Below are 20,945 nucleotides of genomic sequence, written 5' to 3'. Positions count from 1 at the left end.
GAAGCCCTTTCTATGGACGATAAAAATAAACAAGTAGTCAACGAACCGGATCTAACGTACGGCCATTATTCCTATGCCGACTACCTTACCTGGCAGATGGATGACGTCGTAGAACTGATAAAGGGGAAGGTGTTTAAAAAAGCGGCCGCTGCGCCTAAGCGTATTCATCAGCGGATTTCTGCAAAACTACTGACAAGGCTTTATGTTTTTCTGGACGGAAAACACTGCCAAGTATACGGCGCCCCTTTTGATGTCCGATTTCCAAAAACTTCCAAAGAAGACAAGCACATTTTCAACGTGGTGCAGCCGGATATCTGCGTGATATGCGATCCCGCAAAACTGGATGAACGGGGCTGTATCGGGGCCCCCGACCTGATTGTAGAGATCCTGTCTCCAAGCAATAGCAAAACGGAGCTGAAGCACAAGTACGAGCTCTACGAGTCGCATGGGGTTCGGGAATATTGGATAATCCATGCGGAAACGCAGGACCTTTTGATTTACAGCCTGGAAAATGGCCGCTACGTGCCTTCTAGGCTGCTCACTTCCGGGGACTTGGTGGAGTCAAGTGTACTCCCTGGGTTTAAGCTGGATTTAGAGGAGTTTTTTGGGGATATTGAATAGTGTCTTATTGCTGAGATAGTTGCAACGAGTCGTCATTTAGGTTGCTACGCGTTTATTTGATATCAGCAAAAAATGTTGTTAGGTCCAGTTCGAAGCCTACTACTGCCGTAGACTTAGCCGTATCTCCGGAAGTCATCAATCGGGAACTTTGATACCGCCCTCCGACCAGCGTGTAAATCAAGAGGGTCTGTCCCAGCGCATCCATCAGCCAATACTCTTTCACGCCGGATTCCTCATACACTTCGTATTTGTGTTGTAGTTCCAGCTGCTTATTTCCGGGGGAAAGAACTTCTATCACCAGATCAGGGGCACCGAGGCAACCCCTGTCGTCGAGCTTTTCGAGGTCGCACACGACACATATGTCGGGTTGTACGACCGTATGGATTTTTTCGTTTTTGGTGGACTTGACCGGTAGCCGCACATCAAAAGGAGCTATATAAGCTTGGCATCGTTTGCCTTTTAGGAACAGGTTTAGCTCGGTATATAGATCCCCTGCGAGCCTTTGATGGATGCGACTTGGAGCTGCTGCGGCACGTTTGAATATTTTACCTTTTATCAACTCCACCACCTCTTCCATTTCCCAAGCCAGGTAGTCGGCGTAGGAATAATGCCCGTAACTCAGATCGGGTTCCTTAACAATGGCTTTGGTTTTTTCGTTTTCCACAATTAAAGTTAATCAATCCCCGGTAAAATTTTTTGGATTTAATAGTGTTTTTTTCATCTGTTTATAATTTGTTTTTTAGTGGTCAGATGGAATCTCGCATGTTTGCCCCGATAGCTATCGGGGCATCCCAGTGTCTGTCGCTTGCGTCGTGCTCGATTTCTTGTAGATCTGAGATAGCAGGATGGTTTTGCGCTTATAACAGCCAAATCGAGCTATAGAGCTCCACCAATACTGCTATAAACAGTACTAAAAAATAAACAGCGCCCAAGAGTAAAAATTTTAATAATGTCCTGAAAAACGGTTGCCGTTGAATTCTCCAGATGGATATAAAGGCATAGAGGCTCACAAGTAGGAACGGATAAAGGTAAAAGCCGCTGCCCGTGGGGTTAAGGAGTAATGCCAGCGAAATCATAAAGCCATACACTACATACGCGAAGGCATGCAGGTGAAGGCCGTGAATAAGGTGTTCTACGTAGTAGCTGTTTCCCCGAAAGAACAAGAGTTTCATCAACAGCGCAAAAAACGGCAGGAGCAAAAACATCATGATCGGAAGGTTTTGTGCAGATTTCGCAATAAAGAGGTTGCTGTTTGCGATAAATTTCCGTTTGGTTTCCGTAGCTAACTGAAGCCCAAGAGAGATGCCTGCACTATCAAGCGCATGCTGAAAAGCTTCGTCGCTTACCGCTGGATCTAACGAAAGGAATTTGAGGGTTTTCCAAGATCGCTGACTTGGCACGGCTAGGTTCACCTCAGCCTGTGATTCTACTTGGTTTTCCCGTGTGAGAGTTTGGGTTGGATCTGCCTCTGTCTGATCAATGATTTCAACCGATGGCGTGCGTTCCATTTCCAACTCGTTTGTACCGCCAATGAGTATCCGGTCGATTAGGTCGGATGGAATCAACTGTCCGATCACAAAAAAATAGAGCAGTGAACAGATCAGGTAAAGTTTGATTGGGTGGGTGTATTTTTTTCGTTTACCGCTCACAAAGGCTCGGGTGAGGTGTCCAGGATTGGTAAAGAATGGGATCAATGTCCTGAAAAAAGTGCTTTCCAAGGCGAGGGTACTTTCAAAGAAGTCTTTTAGGAAGACGAAGAAGGGGACTTTATGGTCCTTGTTTTCTTGCCCACACGCCGGACAGAAATTCTCCTGATTGGGCAGGTTACACCCACAATTGGGGCAATGGTCGGATTTGCGTTGATTTTCCAAAGTGCCGGATATTCGTCCGCTAATCTAAAGAAATGTGGTTCTTTTTCCATTTATGCAAGGCTAAAAAATTCCCGGCCATAGGTAATGGCCGGGAAGAACGGGTTTGCTCTAAGGCAACAGCTTACTTTTGATCACCATAAGCTTGTCCCTCGTCATCTCATGCATGGAATAGGGTATGCCGCCCAGGCCTTCCCCAGAGGCATCCCGGCCCCCAAAGGGCATCCAATCCACGCGGAAAGCGGTGTGGTCGTTGACCATGACCGCGGTTGCGTTTAGTTTTCGAACGGTATCCATGGCAATATCGATATCTTTCGTAAATACCGCAGCTTGAAAGTGGTAATCCAGGCTGTTGGCCAAGCGGATGGCTTCCTCGCGATCCTTGTAAGAGTAGACGCATACCACAGGTCCAAATATTTCCTCTGTGGATACGTGGGCATCGTGGGGCGGGTTGAACAGGACGGTAGGTTCGTAGCAGGTGTCTCCGATTTTTTTGCCCCCGCAAAGTAATTCGGCCCCTTTGGACACGGCTTCGTTAACCCATTCATTTACGCGGTCTACTTCGGAAGTCTTGATTAGCGGTCCCACTTCCGTATCCTTGTCGAGGGGATCTCCTACCTTTAGCTTTTGGGCGTGTTCTGCCATTTTCTCCGCCACGCTCTTCGCGAGAGATTCCTGAACAAACACTTTCTGAACAGACACGCAGACCTGACCCGCGTGATAGAACCCTCCTTTCACCAGTGGAGGCACGATGGCTTCTACCTCCACATCGTCTTCAACAATAACCGGGGCGGCACCTCCGTGCTCCAGTGCACAGCGCGTGCCCGGAGCCAATTTCGACTTTAGGTACCAGCCGACCTTTGCGGATCCGATAAAGGAAAGGTAGTTGATCCGTTTGTCGGTGGCGAGTTTTTCGGCAAGCTCATTATCGCAAATGATGGATTGGACCCAGCCTTCGGGAATGCCGGCTTCGTCCAGGATTTCCATTAGGGCTAGGCAGGAAAGAGGGGTAGTTCCCGCGGGTTTGACAATCACCGGACATCCTGCCGCAAATGCCGTAATAGTCTGATGGACGATCAGGTTAAGGGGGTGGTTAAAAGCGGAAATGGATGCCACCACGCCAATGGGTTCCCGCATGGTAAAGGCGATACGATTTGAAGATGCCTCCGTCAGGCCCATAGGGATCTGTTTTCCAGCTAGTTGGGCGATTTCTTCGGTGGCTATCTTCACCCCATTTATGGCCCGCAGGACTTCCACTTTGGAATCCTGATAGGGCTTGCCGCCTTCTTCAGCGGCTAGTTTGGTAAGTTCCTCCACGCGTGATTCCATGATTTCACGTACTTTTTCGAGTAGGGCTATCCGCCTGTGGGCGGGAATCCAAGAGGAGGTATCTGTAAATAAGGTATAGGCGGTGTGAATGGTAGCTTCCAACTCCCGGCCATCGATCATCGGGAGTTCCCGGATGAGGTGATGGTCATAGGGGGAGGTTACTTTTAACATATTGCTCATAGTTCTGATGTTTTTTGCTTCAATTTTACGTTCAAAATGGGGTGGTTTAGCGAATAGTCCACCGGTAAATCGATGACGTGGACGCCATCGCTTTGCAGGGATTGGTTCAGGATTTGAATGAAATCGGCGTCGCTTTCCGGCCTATATCCATGTGCACCGTAGCTTTCGGCGTACTTCACAAAGTTGGGGTTTTGGTAGTCCAGGCCAAAATCGCGGAAGCCCATATCTTGCTGCTTCCACTTAATCATGCCGTAGGCCGAGTCGTTGAGGATGATTACCGTCAGATTTAGTTTTAGCCGCACGGCCGTTTCCAGTTCCTGGGAGTTCATCATGAAGCCCCCATCTCCACAGACAGCCACCACTTTTCTGTCGGGATAGAGCAGGTTTACGGTCATCGCTGAGGGCAGTCCGGCACCCATGGAGGCCAATGCATTGTCCAGCAAGAGGGTATTGGGTTGATAGCAAGTGTAGTTGCGGGCAAACCAGATTTTATAGATGCCATTATCAAGTGTGATTACATCTTTGTCGCCCAGATTTTCCCGTAAAATATGTACCAATCGCTGTGGAAGCATGGGGAAGCGCTCATCCTTAAAGTAGGTGCTTAAGTGGCCACGTACCTCTTCGCGCACTTTGGCATAAAAGGAAAAATCCCAATGAGACTGGGGTTTAAGCTCATCGGCCAGAAGGTTGACCGAACTGGTAATATCGCCCACTACATTCAGCTGAGGGAAATATACCGGATCCACCTCGGCTGGTGCAAAATTTACGTGAATGACCTTTTTTCCACCTTTTTTCATGAAAAAGGGTGGCTTCTCGATCACATCGTGTCCCACATTGATGATCAAATCCGCCTCGTCTATGGCGGCATGCACAAAGTCATTGCTGGAAAGAGCGGCAGTGCCTAGGTACCTCTTGTGGCGTTCATCGATGACTCCCTTGCCCATTTGAGTGGTAAAAAAGTAGATGCCGGTCTCGTCTACGAAGCGAGCCAAGGCCTGGCAGGTAATTTTGCGATTGGCACCCGCCCCTATGAGGAGGAGGGGGTTTTTGGCCTCCTCGATCATCTTGACCGCTGCATCGATGGCTTTGCTGTCTGCTTTGGGCATGATATAATCTACCACATCAAAGAGCTCTTCCGTGCAATCCTCCTGGGCAATGTCCTCTGGAAATTCCAAATGGACCGCTCCCGGACGTTCCTCAGTGGCTAGGCGAAATGCTTCCCTGATTTGCGATGCGATGACGTTACTGTTGACGATCTGCTTGGTGTACTTGGTCAGTGGGCGCATCATGTCCACCACGTCGATGATCTGAAAGCGGGCCTGTTTACTTTTTTTAATGGGCTTCTGTCCGGTTATCATCATCATGGGCATAGCCCCTAGCTGGGCGTAGGCGGCGGGGGTGACCAAATTGGTGGCTCCGGGGCCGAGGGTGGATAGGCATACGCCGGGTTTGCCGGTGAGCCGTCCATAGGTGGCTGCCATAAAACCGGCACCTTGCTCGTGGCGGGTGACGATTAACTTGATGGTTGAATTACTCAGCGATTCCAGAAAGTCAAGGTTTTCTTCTCCCGGTACACCAAAAATGTATTCCACTCCCTCGTTCTCCAGGGCTTTGATAAATAGGTCGGATGCTTTCATCTGTCTATAATTGATTCTTAATGGTCAGATGGAATCTCGCACGAATTACAGTCGTCCCTCTGTGTGTCGCTTGCGTCGTGCTCGATTTCATGTGTCTATAATTGATTTTTAAAGGTTCACCTGCCTGACGGTTCCAAACCGTCAGGTAGGTTTTACACCGCTAGGACGGCGTATTTTTATTCAAAAAAGGCAATGGTAGTTTTGTCCTTCTCTTAAAAATAGCAAAATGTATACTAATCTCTCCCTATTCCAGGGTAAACATTGCCAACTTGGTCGGTATTTTCTGTTTACCGTTGGTTAAAGGTCTGTAGAACGGAGGTTAAAGCCCGATTTATCCGCTGGTTCGGGCCAAAAAAATGGGAGTATTAGTTACCTTACCAACCAGGATCGATCCCGCTTCGGAATTATGGGCAGTTACTTCCACATCCTGATGCAAAACGGCCTCGGCCAAAAAATTGATCTCCAGCTTCCCGTAGGGCAGGCTGTTGCTTAGGCAATAGTCTTCGATCCATCGGATATAGGTGACGTTGTTCACGTGGTTGTTCATGTCCAGATCAGAGGGTTGTACGGTAAAAATTTTCGGATTGGAGGTTTCGCTGGGCGTAGGCAGTTTGGCAGGGAGAAGGGTTCCCTTGGCGACTTCGGGAAATAGATCCGCTGGAAGAAACTGATTGGGTCTTTTTGGTCGCTTGCTTTGGCTATCCAACAGAAGCCAAGAGGACATGCCGCACGCCAAAACCGCACCGGAGGAGTCCGTCATTTCAAACTCCCTCAGGGCAAATAGTCCCTCAATACCTCTAGAAGCCGTTTTTAGTTGAATGATGTCTCCCCAATGGGGCAACTGCTGCACGTCCATGTGGAGGCGGGACAATACCCAATGGTAGCCCATGTCAAACAGCTTTTGGCCGAAATTCCCGCTGTCTGCATGTTGCCAGGCTACTTCCTGAAATAGGTCACCGAGTGCGCTCCATCGGAGCTTTCCACGGGGGTCTACTTGAAAAGAAAGAATCTCAAATGTTTTTTCAAAATGGAAAATCCGGGAGGAAGGCATGATACTTTTTTGCAAAAATAGGGATAGAATGGCAAGGAAGGTATCGTAAGCAGGGGGAAATCTCGTTTTTTTAAACTCGGATGGGCTTACATGTGTTATCCCAACATGCCTATGAATAGCATAACTCCCCATGTACTTCAAAATTTGCTTCCCTATCGGGGCGAAGCTTATTATGATCCTTCCTTTTTGACAAAGGAGGAAAGTAATCGGTTTTTTTTGGCGCTAAAATCGAATATTCATTGGAATCAGGAGGAAATTTGGATGTTTGGCAGGCGGGTCATGCAGCCTAGATTGACCGCACTGTACGGGGACCCTTCCATACCCTATGGCTATTCCGGCATTACGATGCAATCCTTGCCCTTCACTGAGCTGTTAGCGCAGCTGAAAAAGCGGCTGGATACCCTGGCACAAACGACCTTTACCCATGTGCTGCTCAATTATTATCGGAATGGTGCCGATAGCATGGGCTGGCACCGGGATAACGAAAAAGTTCTGGGCAGTACGCCGATTATTGCCTCGGTCAGTCTAGGTGCTGAACGCAGGTTTCAATTTCGATACTACGAAAATAAATCCATTAAGATAGACCTGATGCTTGCATCCGGCAGTCTTTTGCTAATGAAGGGTGAAAGCCAGCGCTATTGGGAGCATCAGCTTCCTAAAGCAAAACGCGTATCCCTCCCGCGCATCAACCTGACCTTTCGGGTGATTCAATCCACGAAGGCTTGACCGGAGCGCTTATCTGTGCGCAAAAAGTCTTGATAGAAGAGCTCAATCTCAGCCGTTTGGAGTCCCTGATGGACCAGCAATTGGTTTCTGAAGTGAAGATAAGGTTCCTTGTTGGGCAGGGCGAGGGGTTCCCTTCCCGGAAAGGCCATATTCTGCATGCTGTTCTTCTTACGCAAGATCCATCCTTGGTAGGAGGGCAGTTTATCAGGCTCCCCGATAATCACCACACCGGGGTCTTCCGGCCCCCCTTGGGTAATATTAATCCACGGGCCTGCTGCCACAGGGAGTTCATTCGGAACCACCACACCATGTTGGTCGTAAAATCCGGTGGTCTCGCTCAGTTTTATTCTTGGAGAGAAACCGCCATATCCCTTTGGGTCTTCGGAGCCACCTATTTGCACATTTTTGGCAAGCGGCTTGAGTTGGACGTCGATGGTCAGTTTATACAGTTCCGGATCTACGCGCTCGTAATGCAGGTTCAGCAATTCCTCCACCACATCCTTGCCGGCCACGTTCCATGTGATGACCGCTTCCAACGCTGCTCGATCCGAATCGATATACTGTGGTGTCACCTGCTGCACGTCCCAAGTGATGCCTTCACTGATCCAAGGATCTGCCACCCGCTTACCGTCTACGTAAAGCTGGTGCCAGGTCCAAAAAATCCCCCGGTGATGCAGGTGGTCGTCTGGAAAATCTTCGGTGATTACTTCTCCATTTAAATCATAAAGGGGGTGGATGTAATTGGCTCGCGGGTATTTCCCGTCTTTGGCCTTGATGGCGGTTTGATAGAAAAATCGGGTTTTACCGTTTTCGGTCAACTCAAATCCCTGGGCATTGGAATTCCAATTCAACTGTTGGGTAAAGGCAGGAGTGGAGGTAAGCAGGAAGAGCAACCAGGTAAGTTTGCCGGCGCAATAACGGTGGAGGTTCGGAATCATTGGTGTCGGTTTGGTATAGGCCGTGCAGAGCCCTTGGGTAATCAGACGGTTTAAGTTTGAGTTAGGCTTCTTTATTCCATTAAATTAACAGGAAATTCAGCAAAAAATTGTTCTCTCAGTCAAAAAAAATCCCTTGGATCTAGATCGATCCAAGGGATTGAGCCTTTGTAGGTTATTTTCGTGCGATGGCCTTTTTGGCAGCCTTCACGATGTTGGCGGCATTCAGACCGTATTTTTCCAACAACTCGGTAGGGGTGCCGGACTCGCCAAAGGAGTCATCCACGCCGATGAATTCCAAGGGAGCGGGTTGATTTCGGCTTAGCGTCTGGGCAATGCTGTCTCCCAAACCTCCGTTATACTGATGTTCTTCTGCGGAGACCGCGCAGCCCGTTTTTGCTACGGATTCCAAGATCGCTTCGGTGTCGAGCGGCTTGATCGTGTGGATGTTGATCACTTCGGCGGATATGCCTTCTTCTCTTAGCATGGCTTCTGCTACCACAGCCTCCCATACCAGGTGCCCGGTAGCGAAGATGGTTACGTCTTTTCCGTCGATCATTTTCCAGGCTTTGCCGATTTCAAACTTTTGGTCGGCCGGTGTGAAAATAGGCCAGCTGGGACGTCCAAAACGGAGATAAACGGGGCCTTCGTGGTCTGCAATGGCGATGGTCGCAGCCTTGGTCTGATTGTAATCACAGGGATTGATGACGGTCATGTGGGGTAGCATTTTCATCATGCCCACGTCCTCTAATATTTGGTGGGTAGCACCGTCTTCACCAAGCGTAAGGCCTGCATGGGAGGCGCATATCTTGACGTTTTTATCCGAATACGCGATGGATTGCCGTATCTGATCGTACACTCTTCCGGTGGAGAAGTTGGCAAAGGTGCCGGTGTAGGGGATTTTGCCGCCGATGGTCATTCCCGCGGCTATACCCATCATGTTCGCTTCAGCAATGCCCACCTGAAAGAACCTGTCTGGGAACTCCTTTTGAAAAGCTCCCATCTTTAACGAGCCGATAAGGTCGGCACACAGGCCTACCACGTTCGGGTTTTTACGCCCCACTTCCAAAAAACCGTCTCCAAAACCGGATCGGGTGTCTTTCTTTTCAGTATATGTGAATTTTAAATCCAATGTCTTTTCCATGATCTGTTTCTTTTTGTCAGCCCTTCAAGTGAGTGGCTGATCTGCTTAGTAATCTCCCAGGGTTTCTTCCAATTGACCCAATGCCGACGCCAACTGCTCGTCGTTGGGAGCTACGCCGTGCCACTTGTGGGTTCCCACCATGAAGTCCACACCATAGCCCATTTCGGTATGCAGCAGATTCAGGACAGGTTTGCCGTTACCCAGGAGGCTTTTCGCCTTTTCCAGTCCGGCAAGGACGGCTGCCATGTTGTTACCTTCTTTGGTTTCGATGACCTGCCAGCCGAATGCTTCCCACTTGGCTTTTAGATCCAGCAGGTTCATGATTTTTTCCGTGGGGCCGTCTATTTGTTGACGGTTCAGGTCGATGGTGGCGATCAGGTTGTCCACTTCGTGGTGGGGGGCGGCCATGGCGGCTTCCCAAACCTGACCTTCCTGCTGTTCGCCATCACCCATGAGGGCATATACGGTGTGGTTATCACCGTTCAGTTTTTTCGATAGCGCAGCGCCTATAGCGACGGACAAACCTTGCCCCAAGGAACCGGAGGCAATTCGAATGCCCGGTAGATGCTCGTGGGTAGCAGGGTGTCCCTGTAATCTACTGTTGATTTTTCGGAAGGTAGCGAGTTCTTCAGTAGAAAAGTACCCGGACCGAGCCAGCACGCTATACCAAACCGGTGAGATGTGGCCATTTGATAGAAAGAACAGGTCTTCACCCACCCCGTCCATCTGAAAGTCGTTATTGTGTTCCATCTGATGGAAATACAGGGCTACGAAAAATTCCGTGCAGCCCAACGAGGCCCCGGGGTGCCCGGAATTTACCCCGTGTACCATACGCAGGATATCCCTGCGCACCTGTGAACAGATGTTTTCTAATTGTTCAGTTGAAAGCTTTTCCATGAATAGGAATTAATTGATTATTTGATTGGTGTGTTCTTTGGTTTTTACTTTGTCGATGATCTGAGCGATGTTTCCATTTTCGTCAATCACGAAGGTCGTCCTGGCTGTTCCCATGTAGGTTCGTCCATACATGGATTTTTCTACCCAGGTACCGTATTTTTCGTGCACAGACTTGTCTTCATCGGCCAGTAGCGAGAAGGGAAGTTCGTATTTTTGGATAAATTTTTGATGGGAATTTTCCGAGTCGGAGCTTACGCCAAGTACCACATAGCCGGCTTTTTGAAGCGCCTCGTAGTTATCGCGAAGATCGCAGGCCTGTGCGGTACAGCCGGGGGTATTGTCTTTGGGGTAAAAATAGAGGATTACCTTTTTGCCTTTGAAATCACTGAGCCGGACCGTATTTCCATTTTGGTCTTTTGTTTCAAAATCCGGTGCTTGTTGACCTACTTCTATTGCCATATTTTTATAGGTTTAGGTTTGTCGTTTCGGTTAGGGCCATAAATATCGCAATAAATTAAATTTTTCCCCTATAAATGGCCTCGTTATTTGCCATGTCCCGTACTTTTACCAATACTTCTCCGTTAAAGGGTTCGTTGGATTTTTTTTCTGACCAGATCATGGATTGTTTGTGTTCGTAGCGCATCAAGACCCATTCCCCGTCCACATAAGCCTCAAAGTCCCGTATGCCGGACATTCCGTCACGGATGGTAAAGCGTATCTCTGAAGCGCTTACCCGCATGGGCTGAATGAGGGGAGGCACGGAGTCCGTAGCCAGCACAAAGGTGCCTAAACTACGGGTGGTAAACCGCATTTTGTCACCTTCCCACTGTCCTCCCTGAAAGCTTAGGCGGCCGTTTTCATGGCGCAGATATACTTGGGTATGAGATCGATCTCCTCTGTAGGCCTTCGGAGAGAACGTTATACGTATGGGCTCTCTCAGATATTCTCTGGGGTCATTGATCACGATGCCCGGAACGGTATCATCCCGAAGATGGTTTACCCGCAGGTAAAGATCATCGAGCAGGGATTTTTCGTCAAAAATGATTTCGCAATAATCATCGGCATACAACGTTTCCGTGTCTACCTTCACCAAGGCGTTTACCTGCGGGTACACGGTATGGGAGCAGAGAGCCACCGAGTCGGGCCTGCCCAAGGACATGTCCCAGATATAGGTCCGTTTGTTGGCATCGCGGTATGCGTAGGGCATCTCCATTTGATAGCCGTTAACGTGGAAAGTGGCAAAATCACCAGCTACTTTTGCATTGTCGTGAACAAGCAATAGGTTACCTTCATAGGCAATGGATGTGGTACCCGATGTGGTGTTGGGTACGTGTAGCCTCTCTAAAGCTGCCTCACCCGTCAGGGTCAGGTGCAGCGTTCGTACGTTTTCGTAGGTGTCGCGCATATTGATGCGAAATTCCCGCTCCTGATGAGGCGTTACCTGTATCGCCCCGGCCCAGGCACTGTCCGGCTCGTAGAAGGGAAACCGGTTGTTTGGGAGCTTGTACAGACGGGTGTACTGGTTTCGATAGGTATGGGAAAGAATGTATCGCCCTATGGAGAAGTCGATGGGGTTGACCGTGCTGCGAAAGATGCGGCGTTCTGCCTCAAATACCTCATAGGTGGGAAAACCGTTACGGTTATACATGTCGTCGAGTTGATCGTAGGCCAGTACTTCTATGCCTACCTTGCCGCTGACCGAAACGGGAGAGACCAGGTAAAAGGCCTCTCCTGCTTGTATGAGCGGAAACTCTTTGCGGGCATAGATGCCCTGTACCCGGCTGTGTTGGTCTAGGGGGGTGATTGCAATCCTTTGCGCAAAAGGGGGGGTGCGGTCGATGATTTCGCTAAACCCGAAATGAAGGGGATTCAACGCCCTGTCCAGGGAGTCCCGTATCTCAAAGTGCAGGTGTGGCCCCATGGAGGAGCCTGTATTGCCGGAATAGGCGATTATTTCGCCTTTTTTTACCGGAATTTCCCGTGCTTCCGGGAAGTATTCCAGCTCGTTTTTTCGTTCAGCATACATCCTCTCCCGCATATAGTCTGCGATGGATGGCGCAAACTCCCGCAGGTGGGCATACACGGTGGTATTACCACTGGGATGTTTGACGTAAAGCACATTGCCATACCCAAAGGAGGAGATTTTCATGCGGTATACGTATCCGTCTGCCGCAGCAAATACGGGCAGACCCTGCCTGCCTTCTGTTTTGATGTCTATGCCGCTGTGGAAGTGGTTGGGGCGGATTTCCCCCATGGTGCCGGCCAGAAAATTTCGTTCCCCGGGCTTGATCGGAAAGGTAAAATAACCCTGCTGCACCTGAGCATATAGGGATACCTGTGTCAATATACCAAGGAGCAAGGCCCAGAGGTTTTGGTTACTTAACTTCGACATCCAACATCTTTTTCCCTTCAATAAATCCTTCCAGGTGATCCCCGACGGCCACCTTGCCCACGCCGGCAGGTGTGCCCGTAAATATGAGGTCGCCTGTTTTGAGGGTAAAGAACTGGGATACGTATTCGATGATCACGCCAAAGTCAAACAGTAGGAGGGAGGTGTTGCCTTTCTGGCGGGTTTCGCCGTTGATATTCAGGTGAAAATTGATATTGGATTGGTCTGGAAACTCACTCACCGGCAGGAAGTCTCCAATGGGTGCGGAGCCGTTGAAGGCCTTGGCGATCTCCCAGGGTAGGCCTTTTTGCTTACATTTCTGCTGTAGATCCCGGGCCGTAAAGTCAATGCCCAATCCGATTTCATCGTAGTACTTGTGTGCAAATTCCTTTTTAATATATTTTCCTTCCCGGTTGATTTTCAGTACCAGTTCGACCTCGTGGTGGATGTCTTCGGAAAACTCCGGGTGGTAAAACGGTGCGCCGTTTTTGAGCAGGGCCGTATCCGGTTTCATAAACACAACCGGTTCGGACGGCCGTTCGTTGTTAAGTTCTTCTATGTGGGCGGCATAGTTTCTGCCGATGGCGATAATCTTCATGGAAACGGGTTGTTTGGCTACAAATAAACCGAATAGGCCCGGATTTAAAAAGGGATTTTACATTTATGGATAAAGTCTGTATCTTGGGTATGCCGATTACGATAAAACAAAAAAGATGACCATGGAAAAAGCAGCGCAACTGGGAGTATGGGTAGATTATGGACAAGCCATTTTGATTGGATATGCAGGTGGAGAGGCTTGGGAAATGGAGCGCATCACTTCACCGCTGGCTAAGGGACGGCGGGAAGAGGGAGAGGGCAATGACACCACCCGCTTTACGCCCAATCACGAGCATACATCCAATAACGAGTATCGCAAGCACCAAACCGAGCAGCAGGAGACCACAGAATACCTAAAGCAGTTGGAGCAGGAACTGGTTCGGTACAAGGAAGTGTTTATTTTCGGTCCCGGCAAGGCCAAGGAGCAGCTTAGAAACCGACTTAAGGAAAACAAGGCTTTTCGGTCTGCTTGGGTTGCCATAGAAAACAGCGATAAGATGACCCCAAATCAGTTATTGGCCTTTGTGCGGGATTTTTTCCGTAAAAATGAACCGGTGTAGGGGAGGTCAGGGATTTTTTGAGCTCAAAATCCCTGCTGAGGTACAGAAGTTTATCTATTGAGGTAAAAAAAGCCATTGCTAATCCCGAAATTTATTGGAGGGTGCTTTTGTTTAAGTGCCGATTATTGGTTTATATTTGCAACGCTTAAGCGCGCAAATCCGAATTTTCAGAGAGTTGGGTGAGTGGCTTAAACCAGCAGTTTGCTAAACTGTCGTACGTGTCAAAGCGTACCGGGGGTTCGAATCCCCCACTCTCTACTAATGTATTATTAAAGCCCTGTAAATCAGTTTTACAGGGCTTTTTCTTTGGGGTAGTCACAAATGAGTCACAAAAGTGGCATTGATTTGTTGTCTGAATTTAACAGTGTCTTTGTGTTCACCCCCGACTGGGAGGCGGTACTGGACTCCTGCCAGGCGGACAGGGCGGCGCGGGCATCCTCGCTGAGGGAGCTGGCGGCGGCATCCATGATGGAGCGCCGGATAGGGGAGTACTATGCCAACTTTGAGAGGAACTGCCTGGACCTGACGGCGGAGTCCCTTTCCTATACCTATATTCCCAAAGAGTATCACTATACCCTGTACTACTACGACCAGGCCGGGAACCTGGTGCAGACGATACCGCCGGCAGGTGTGCAGCCGCTGAGTGAGGGACAGATCACCTCGGTGAAGAACGGCACGGCCATCCATCCGTATCACCGGCTGGAAACGCGCTACCGCTACAACAGCCGCAACCAGCTGGTGTGGCAGGAGAGTCCGGACGGGGGCGGGAGCCGTTTCTAGTATAACCGGGCGGGGCAGCTGCGCCTGTCCCAGAACGCCAAACAGGCGGCCGGCGACAAGTACAGCTATACCCGCTACGACCGGCAGGGCCGGGTGACGGAGACCGGGGAGATCACGGCGACGGAATCCGCCGAGGCGCTTCAGGCCCTGCTGGAGGACGCCGTCTTTCCGGACTGCGGTACCTACGGCTGCGGGGACGTGACGCTGACGGCCTACGACCGTCCCGGCATACCCCGTGACCCCACCTTCTCGCAGGATTACCTGCGCAGCCGGGTTTCGTGGACGGCGATGGTGGAGCGGGATGCGGTTTATACGGTTTTCACTTATTATAGTTATGACGCCCACGAGGACCGACCGTTAAGAAATGATCCCTTTGGATCATTTTAGGGAGGAGCCGGGATGCAGGGTGGGAAAAGCACTTCTCCAGGACCTTCCGGGCATCGGATCAAAGCGAACGGAGTATGTCTATGACCTGGTCAGCGGCAATGTCAACCAGGTGCATTACCAGTCCGGCTATCCCGACCAGTTGATCCACCGCTACCGCTACGACGCCGACAACAGATTAGAGGAAGTGCATACCAGTACTGATGGGCTGGTGTGGAACCGTGATGCCTCCTATTATTATTATCCCCATGGGCCATTGGCACGAGTGGAACTGGGAGAATACAACGTACAGGGGGACGAGCCGTTAAGAAAATGCCCAGTGGGCATTTTTAGGCTTGGGCCAGGCTGTAGGGTGGGCAGTCGGGGGCGTAATTGTTTTGGTTGGCTGAAAGGCGTAAACCTACCCTATGCGGGAGATCCGGGGGATGACGGGTTGGGTACCTTCCGCACGGGCGGAGATGCCTTTGCCTTTGCGCTGGGGTATTATGAGGGGGACTACAAACCCATCAACCCCAATGTGTCCGTATCTGACGGTAGGGATAATTTATGGGATGCGTATAAAGATATCCGTGGCACCACGGCGGCGCAGGGCTTGTACAACGGCAATATCAGCTGGATGAGCACGAACCTTCCGGGATTGGGTGGAAATAGAATGCAGGGGATGGTCTACGGCTACGATCAGCTTCATCGTATTGTACAGGCGAGAAGCCTAAGCGAATACGGTCCTGCTGGCTATGCGGCGAGAACTTCCGGAGCTAAGAAATACGATGCTGACTATACTTATGATCCTAATGAGGACCGAGCGTAAAAAATTCATACCTTAGTATGAATTTAGCGAGGGGCCGGGATGTGGGGGCGCTTAACTTTACAGCGAAGAGGAGAGAATACGTCTCTCCGTGATGATTTGACATATGAATACTATGCGTTCAGTAATAAACTCAAGAATGTAGACGGATCTGAGGATGAAAACTACACGTATGACGAGATCGGCAACCTAATAGCAGATACAGAGGAAGGTATTACGAACATCGAGTGGACTCCGTACGGAAAAGTAAGAAAGGTAGTAAAAGACGATAACTCGGAAGTTCACTTCAGGTACGATGCCTCTGGGAACCGCATAGCAAAGATCACCGCTACTGATACCACGGTATATGCCAGAGATGCCTCGGGTAATGTAATGGCAGTTTATAAGGGAAATAATCTTGAAGAACAGTCGATATACGGTAGCTCAAGGCTTGGATTGGTTAACTACGCTTCCAAAACTGGATATAGGAGTTTGGGAGGTAAAAAGTATGAACTTTCCAACCACCTGGGGAACGTATTAGCTGTAGTCTCAGACAATATCCACTTGAACCAGGATTCGACTTGGACCTCGCTGATCAATACCACGGACTATTATCCGTTCGGTTTGGCGATGGATGGTCGTAGCGTGCAGGATAGTACGTCCCGTTATGGGTTCAACGGAAAGGAACTCGACGCAGGCGGGGAATGGGGCGGACAGAACAACTACGACTACGGTTTCAGGATCTACAATCCAACGATAGCGAAGTTTTTGAGTGTGGATCCGTTGTTTGCGACTTATCCGTACCTCACTCCTTACCAATTCGCCTCAAACACACCAATTGCTGCGATAGACAGGGATGGTTTAGAAGCGGAAATCGTAATAAATAGCCCATGGTTTCTCAACGAGATACAACGAGCATGGAATACTGGTGACGTCGATCGTTCCCAACAGTTGGCATTGTCTTCAATAAATAAGTCACGGCCAGCTGGAAACTGGGCTGAAATTGAATACAAAGGAGCAGTAAACGCAGGAACCTTTAACTGGAATGAATCCAATCCAAATGTTTTGACAGTTTTTGACTCAGATCACAATGAAATTTTTAAAATAGTAAAAGAGCAGCAAATGCTTCAACATACTGAAAAAGGTTTTTGGGAGTCTTTGTGGGAAAATGTTTCAGGCTGGTTGGATTTTGACATAGAGGGTTCCGGGGGAGGATCACAACCGGGGGGGATTCATTTTTATGCGGAAGGGGCTAGCGGATCTCCTACTATATCAGCAAGGAACCCGGTAGACAATGTGGATATTTCAGTCCTCTATACCTATATAACTTCAACTAAGTTTGGTCCGGGAGGACCCACTACGCTTGAAGTTGAAGAAGTTGCTAGTACAATATCGAACATTTATACGGGAATTAACGATTTAACAACTAAGACTCATAGTCCAAAATCTCAAACTCCTAACATAGGAAATTACAAATATATGAAAGTTTGCGTAGTCTGCGGAGACACCTTAGAAATGGATAGACCGCAGAGGCATCACACTGAGTTCGACACAATACGAGTTAATGAATAAGAAACCTGTATCAATTAGCAGTATGAGATTTCATTTTATAATATTTTGTTCCTTATTATTATCTTGCAGTAGCAAAACGGATGGAGATAAGAATAAAGAAAACCAATTACAAAATTTTTATCCCAATGGAAATATCAAGAGCAACTTTGGGGTGGATAGCTTAGGAAGAAAGAATGGGGATTTTTCCTCATTCTATCCTAATGGAAATATGGAAGTAACTGGTAAGTACGAAAACGGTGTTGTCATAGAAAGTATCGCTTATTATTATCCAAATGGGAATATTGAAGCATATGGACTTTTTGACGTTAAGGGTAACCTTAGATACCGTATTGAATTTGATTCCTTGAATAAGAAAATTACCAGCGAGGAGGGGAAATCATTGTATGCGATTATACATAACAAAGGAGGGGTAACTTTCATGGATACTTTGAAAATTGAAGTCCAAACTTTATTAGTTGACGATGAATTTACCGACTTGACATTTATAGTTGACAACGACACAGCAAATACTAGAGTTAACAAAGGAGGTCGTATACCTCTTTTTGAATATGTAATAAAAGATCCTAAACCCTCTCAAATTCATATAAAAATAATGAATAATATTTCCTTAAAGGAATTTAATAATCAAAAAATAAGTGACACCTTAAATATTAATATAGACATAATTAAGCCATAGTGCAACAGAACTTATTCCCGACCGACGTTAAGATTCCTACTTGCTTGAATGCGAGTAAATTAAAATAAAAACAATTTTCGATTTTAAACACCTCTATTGAACATTCAAGAAAGCGGATTGTTGATTGGGTCAAACAACTGGTACGCCTATAGTCTTTATTAATCTTTACTGTTTTTTATCTTAATAATTCTAACTTTATAACGTACTGACTCGCAAACGGCGGTCCAGGATGATTTGACATATGAATATTACGCCTTTAGCAACAAGCTGAAGAACGTCGACGGATCGGAGGACGAAAATTACACCTATGACGAGATCGAGGACCGAGCGTTAAGAAATGATCCCTTAGGATCATTTTAGCGAGGGGCCAGGCCGTGCGGGAGAATTTCGATGAGGAGGAAGGTATTACGAATATCGAGTGGACACCTTACGGTAAGGTACGCAAGGTTGTTAAGGATGATAATACCGAGGTTCACTTTAGGTATGATGCTTCCGGAAACCGTATCGCCAAGATCACTGCAACAGATACCACGGTATATGCGAGGGATGCTTCGGGTAATGTAATGGCCGTCTATAAGGGTCAAGAGCTTGAAGAACAGTCGATTTACGGCAGTTCAAGACTTGGTTTGGTTAATTACGCTTCGAAAACTGGATATAGGAGCTTGGGTGGTAAGAAGTACGAGCTGTCGAACCATCTAGGGAACGTCCTTGCGGTCGTAAGTGATAATATCCACTTGAATCAAGATTCAACTTGGACCTCTTTGATCAACACCACGGACTATTATCCGTTTGGACTTGCCATGGATGGTCGTAGCGTGCAGGACAGTGCGTACCGATATGGCTTCAACGGCAAGGAGGAGGACGGCAACGGCGAATGGGGTTCCAGGAGCCATTACGACTATGGTTTCAGAATCTATAACCCCTCCATAGCGAAGTTTTTGAGTGTGGATCCCCTTACGAAGAGCTACCCCATGTTGACTCCCTATCAGTTTGCTTCTAACCGTCCAATTGATGGGATTGATCTCGATGGATTGGAATATTGGAATTCTACAAGTATCTATTCAGAGGGAGTTAGTGTCAGCATCGGAAACTTTTATGGTGGAAGTATAGGGATTACTAATGGCACTGCCTGGGATATGATTGGTAAAACTCAGTTTAAGGCCTATACCGCTATCTGGCCGGGCAATCAAAATCTATATGAAAGTAGTGATAACCCAAGGATGATTACCGGAGCCGAAGTGGGCGTTGACGCCGGGTTTAGTCTTGCTTTTAATAAACCCACTTTTTCAAATGCCATGGAAGCTATAGGAGTTTCTATGAGCACAGTGGGTGCTAAGTGGGGCTGGGGAGGTAGCTTGCAATTTGGCGAAAATGTTTTTGGCATTAGAGCGGGTGCCGGAATTGGCGGAAGCATTAAAACAGGAGACCAATCTGTAATTTATGAATCAATTTCCATTTCAAAGTCTGAAGCAGAAAAGATTAAAACTGGTAAAGGCTGGTATCTAAACACACCTATTTATCTTGGTGAGGAAGGTAAAAAGCCAACAGAAGCACTTAGTGAAATTATGGTTGATGGTAAAAGTACCGGGGTCAAAGTTTTCAGTGGAGTTATTGAGAAAAATAACAAAAATGGAGGAATTGACATTACATCTGACGGAAATTGGAAGTCGCAATCCTATTCAGAAAAGGAAAAAGACTACAAAAAGTGATAGACGGTATGGGGTTTAGTTTAAAGAAATATTTGAAATCCTTGGCTATTATTTCCATAATAGTACCACTAATGTGGTATGGGTATGTTGGTTATTGGCAGTTTACAACGAAGAGGTTATTTAAAAAAGCAGAATCCGAATTTTTAATAATGTACGCATATGAGTTTGATTCAGATGGGATCTTTCAAACTTTAATTGGAGAAAATGAAGAAGAGGGTAGGAAATTATCTGAATACTATCATAAACTTTATTTTGAGTTTAAAGGTATTGAAAGGGAAAGGTTAATAAAAGGCAGTGATACTCTGTATATATATCCAGTTCAAATCCCCATACAAATAAAATATGTGGGTGTAAAGACTCCGCTGTATGTGAAGATGTCTGACCTAGAAAGTGAAGTAGTGAAAGCCTATGTTTTCAACACGGATTGCTGGGGTTATTTTATTGCCTACATCCCATCAGTTAATATCCATGAATCAGAGCCTCCAGCGGAATTATATGACAAGTTTTTGGAATATGTTGAAAGGCTGCCAAAATCAACAAGCAGAAAGTTCGGATCCTTGAGTCCTTATGGGTTTTATTGTAATTAATTCCTTTTTTTCCTGCTGTTCGTAACTCTTCCAAGTATTTGGTTCGGGAGGTTATTATGGGATTTGCACGCTGTCCCCATAAAAAGAAATCCGTAGAGTCTTTCGCTACGGATTATGTTTTTCAAGAGGAATAAGCCTGTTTAGCCTTAAAATCCCTAATGGCCAGGTCGAAGAAGTTCACGATCATGTTTTTGGTCACCAAGCGTTTGTTGTCGGACAGCGGAAAGGGCTGATGACAGCCGAAGACATCACGAAGCACATCAGGCGGAACGATGATGTTTACCGTCCGAGAAAAGTAAATGCCCTGACGATACGGCAAAGCGTGATCGCCAATCTGTTGAAGCGGGGCAAGGACCTGAGGGTAGTCCAGGTCTTTGCCGGACACAAAAACCCGTCGGCAACCGAGAAATACAAACAAGCACAGCTGGAAGAGCTGAAAGCGGCGGTACAGAGGCACCACCCGCTGAGGTGAATCAATTACACAAATAAATCGTTACCTTTAGATAGGAAAAAATGAAT

The 20,945-nt window shown here is 47.7% G+C and carries 22 protein-coding genes and 1 tRNA gene; 12 read left to right on the top strand and 11 right to left on the bottom strand.

The features are described 5' to 3' along the window. Positions 1–12 precede the first annotated feature (12 nt). Entirely contained in the window at positions 13–621 is a 609-nt protein-coding gene (locus IAQ59_RS02305; RefSeq protein ID WP_209329166.1) for a Uma2 family endonuclease, read from the top strand. Positions 622–673: 52 nt separating this feature from the next. On the opposite strand, the gene IAQ59_RS02300 is transcribed toward IAQ59_RS02305, so the two are convergent. The 5 genes from IAQ59_RS02300 to IAQ59_RS02280 form a co-directional block, all read right to left on the bottom strand. Further along, complete coding sequence (locus IAQ59_RS02300; protein WP_209329165.1) at positions 674–1,285, bottom strand: Uma2 family endonuclease; 612 nt, start codon at positions 1,283–1,285, stop codon at positions 674–676. 193 nt (positions 1,286–1,478) lie between these two features. Continuing rightward, the gene (locus IAQ59_RS02295; protein ID WP_209329164.1) at positions 1,479–2,492 is read right to left on the bottom strand and encodes a DUF3667 domain-containing protein; all 1,014 of its coding nucleotides are present in this window, start codon (positions 2,490–2,492) and stop codon (positions 1,479–1,481) included. A gap of 108 nt (positions 2,493–2,600) precedes the next feature. After that, on the bottom strand, positions 2,601–3,998 hold the full coding sequence (locus IAQ59_RS02290; RefSeq protein WP_209329163.1) for an aldehyde dehydrogenase family protein: 1,398 nt from the start codon (positions 3,996–3,998) through the stop codon (positions 2,601–2,603). Beyond that, positions 3,995–5,635 carry an acetolactate synthase large subunit gene (locus tag IAQ59_RS02285; protein WP_209329162.1) on the bottom strand — a complete coding sequence of 547 codons (1,641 nt, stop codon included), beginning with the start codon at positions 5,633–5,635 and terminating at the stop codon, positions 3,995–3,997. The genes IAQ59_RS02290 and IAQ59_RS02285 overlap by 4 nt, the downstream gene beginning before the upstream one ends. Positions 5,636–5,966: 331 nt before the next feature. After that, positions 5,967–6,686, bottom strand: coding sequence for an acyl-[acyl-carrier-protein] thioesterase (locus IAQ59_RS02280; protein ID WP_209329161.1), 720 nt, complete (start codon positions 6,684–6,686; stop codon positions 5,967–5,969). Positions 6,687–6,797: 111 nt separating this feature from the next. Here IAQ59_RS02280 and IAQ59_RS02275 point away from each other — a divergent pair, with 111 nt between their 5' ends. Further along, a complete protein-coding gene (locus IAQ59_RS02275) occupies positions 6,798–7,412 on the top strand; it encodes an alpha-ketoglutarate-dependent dioxygenase AlkB family protein (protein WP_209329160.1) in 615 nt (204 codons plus the stop codon). On the opposite strand, the gene IAQ59_RS02270 is transcribed toward IAQ59_RS02275, so the two are convergent. The 6 genes from IAQ59_RS02270 to IAQ59_RS02245 form a co-directional block, all read right to left on the bottom strand. Continuing rightward, positions 7,394–8,350, bottom strand: a complete 957-nt coding sequence (locus IAQ59_RS02270) for a DUF6807 family protein (RefSeq protein ID WP_245189385.1) — start codon at positions 8,348–8,350, stop codon at positions 7,394–7,396. The two genes, IAQ59_RS02275 and IAQ59_RS02270, sit on opposite strands and share 19 nt — an antisense overlap. A 172-nt stretch (positions 8,351–8,522) precedes the next feature. After that, positions 8,523–9,491 carry a transketolase family protein gene (locus IAQ59_RS02265; protein WP_209329159.1) on the bottom strand — a complete coding sequence of 323 codons (969 nt, stop codon included), beginning with the start codon at positions 9,489–9,491 and terminating at the stop codon, positions 8,523–8,525. A gap of 45 nt (positions 9,492–9,536) precedes the next feature. After that, complete coding sequence (locus IAQ59_RS02260) at positions 9,537–10,388, bottom strand: transketolase (protein ID WP_209329158.1); 852 nt, start codon at positions 10,386–10,388, stop codon at positions 9,537–9,539. A gap of 9 nt (positions 10,389–10,397) precedes the next feature. Next, positions 10,398–10,847, bottom strand: a complete 450-nt coding sequence (gene bcp / locus IAQ59_RS02255; protein ID WP_209329157.1) for a thioredoxin-dependent thiol peroxidase — start codon at positions 10,845–10,847, stop codon at positions 10,398–10,400. A 55-nt stretch (positions 10,848–10,902) separates the two neighbouring features. Further along, entirely contained in the window at positions 10,903–12,780 is a 1,878-nt protein-coding gene (locus IAQ59_RS02250) for a M23 family metallopeptidase (RefSeq protein WP_209329156.1), read from the bottom strand. Next, a complete protein-coding gene (locus tag IAQ59_RS02245) occupies positions 12,764–13,375 on the bottom strand; it encodes a fumarylacetoacetate hydrolase family protein (RefSeq protein WP_209329155.1) in 612 nt (203 codons plus the stop codon). The genes IAQ59_RS02250 and IAQ59_RS02245 overlap by 17 nt, the downstream gene beginning before the upstream one ends. A 121-nt stretch (positions 13,376–13,496) precedes the next feature. On the opposite strand from IAQ59_RS02245, the gene IAQ59_RS02240 reads away from it, so the two are divergent. From IAQ59_RS02240 to IAQ59_RS22605, 10 genes are all read left to right on the top strand, one after another. After that, positions 13,497–13,934, top strand: coding sequence for a hypothetical protein (locus IAQ59_RS02240; protein WP_245189384.1), 438 nt, complete (start codon positions 13,497–13,499; stop codon positions 13,932–13,934). Between the two features lie 169 nt (positions 13,935–14,103). Beyond that, positions 14,104–14,192 (top strand) — tRNA-Ser (locus tag IAQ59_RS02235). A 63-nt stretch (positions 14,193–14,255) separates the two neighbouring features. Next, the gene (locus IAQ59_RS02230; RefSeq protein ID WP_209329153.1) at positions 14,256–14,714 is read left to right on the top strand and encodes a hypothetical protein; all 459 of its coding nucleotides are present in this window, start codon (positions 14,256–14,258) and stop codon (positions 14,712–14,714) included. Positions 14,715–14,912: 198 nt separating this feature from the next. Beyond that, positions 14,913–15,101, top strand: coding sequence for a hypothetical protein (locus IAQ59_RS02225; protein WP_209329152.1), 189 nt, complete (start codon positions 14,913–14,915; stop codon positions 15,099–15,101). Beyond that, positions 15,079–15,906, top strand: coding sequence for a hypothetical protein (locus tag IAQ59_RS02220; RefSeq protein ID WP_209329151.1), 828 nt, complete (start codon positions 15,079–15,081; stop codon positions 15,904–15,906). Before IAQ59_RS02225 ends, IAQ59_RS02220 begins: the two co-directional genes overlap by 23 nt. 96 nt (positions 15,907–16,002) lie before the next feature. After that, positions 16,003–17,454: an RHS repeat domain-containing protein gene (locus tag IAQ59_RS02215; protein WP_209329150.1), complete on the top strand. Its 1,452-nt coding sequence runs from the start codon at positions 16,003–16,005 to the stop codon at positions 17,452–17,454. Continuing rightward, a complete protein-coding gene (locus IAQ59_RS02210) occupies positions 17,447–18,130 on the top strand; it encodes a toxin-antitoxin system YwqK family antitoxin (RefSeq protein WP_209329149.1) in 684 nt (227 codons plus the stop codon). The genes IAQ59_RS02215 and IAQ59_RS02210 overlap by 8 nt, the downstream gene beginning before the upstream one ends. A 374-nt stretch (positions 18,131–18,504) precedes the next feature. Next, entirely contained in the window at positions 18,505–19,839 is a 1,335-nt protein-coding gene (locus IAQ59_RS02205; RefSeq protein WP_209329148.1) for an RHS repeat domain-containing protein, read from the top strand. A gap of 8 nt (positions 19,840–19,847) precedes the next feature. Next, positions 19,848–20,426: a hypothetical protein gene (locus tag IAQ59_RS02200; protein WP_209329147.1), complete on the top strand. Its 579-nt coding sequence runs from the start codon at positions 19,848–19,850 to the stop codon at positions 20,424–20,426. Between the two features lie 88 nt (positions 20,427–20,514). Continuing rightward, positions 20,515–20,898: a tyrosine-type recombinase/integrase gene (locus IAQ59_RS22605; RefSeq protein ID WP_342450680.1), complete on the top strand. Its 384-nt coding sequence runs from the start codon at positions 20,515–20,517 to the stop codon at positions 20,896–20,898. Positions 20,899–20,945: the final 47 nt, after the last annotated feature.

The organism is Lunatimonas salinarum, from assembly GCF_017811155.1.
In the GTDB taxonomy this organism is placed as follows: domain Bacteria; phylum Bacteroidota; class Bacteroidia; order Cytophagales; family Cyclobacteriaceae; genus Lunatimonas; species Lunatimonas salinarum.
This window is presented reverse-complemented; position numbering and strand designations above follow the sequence as displayed.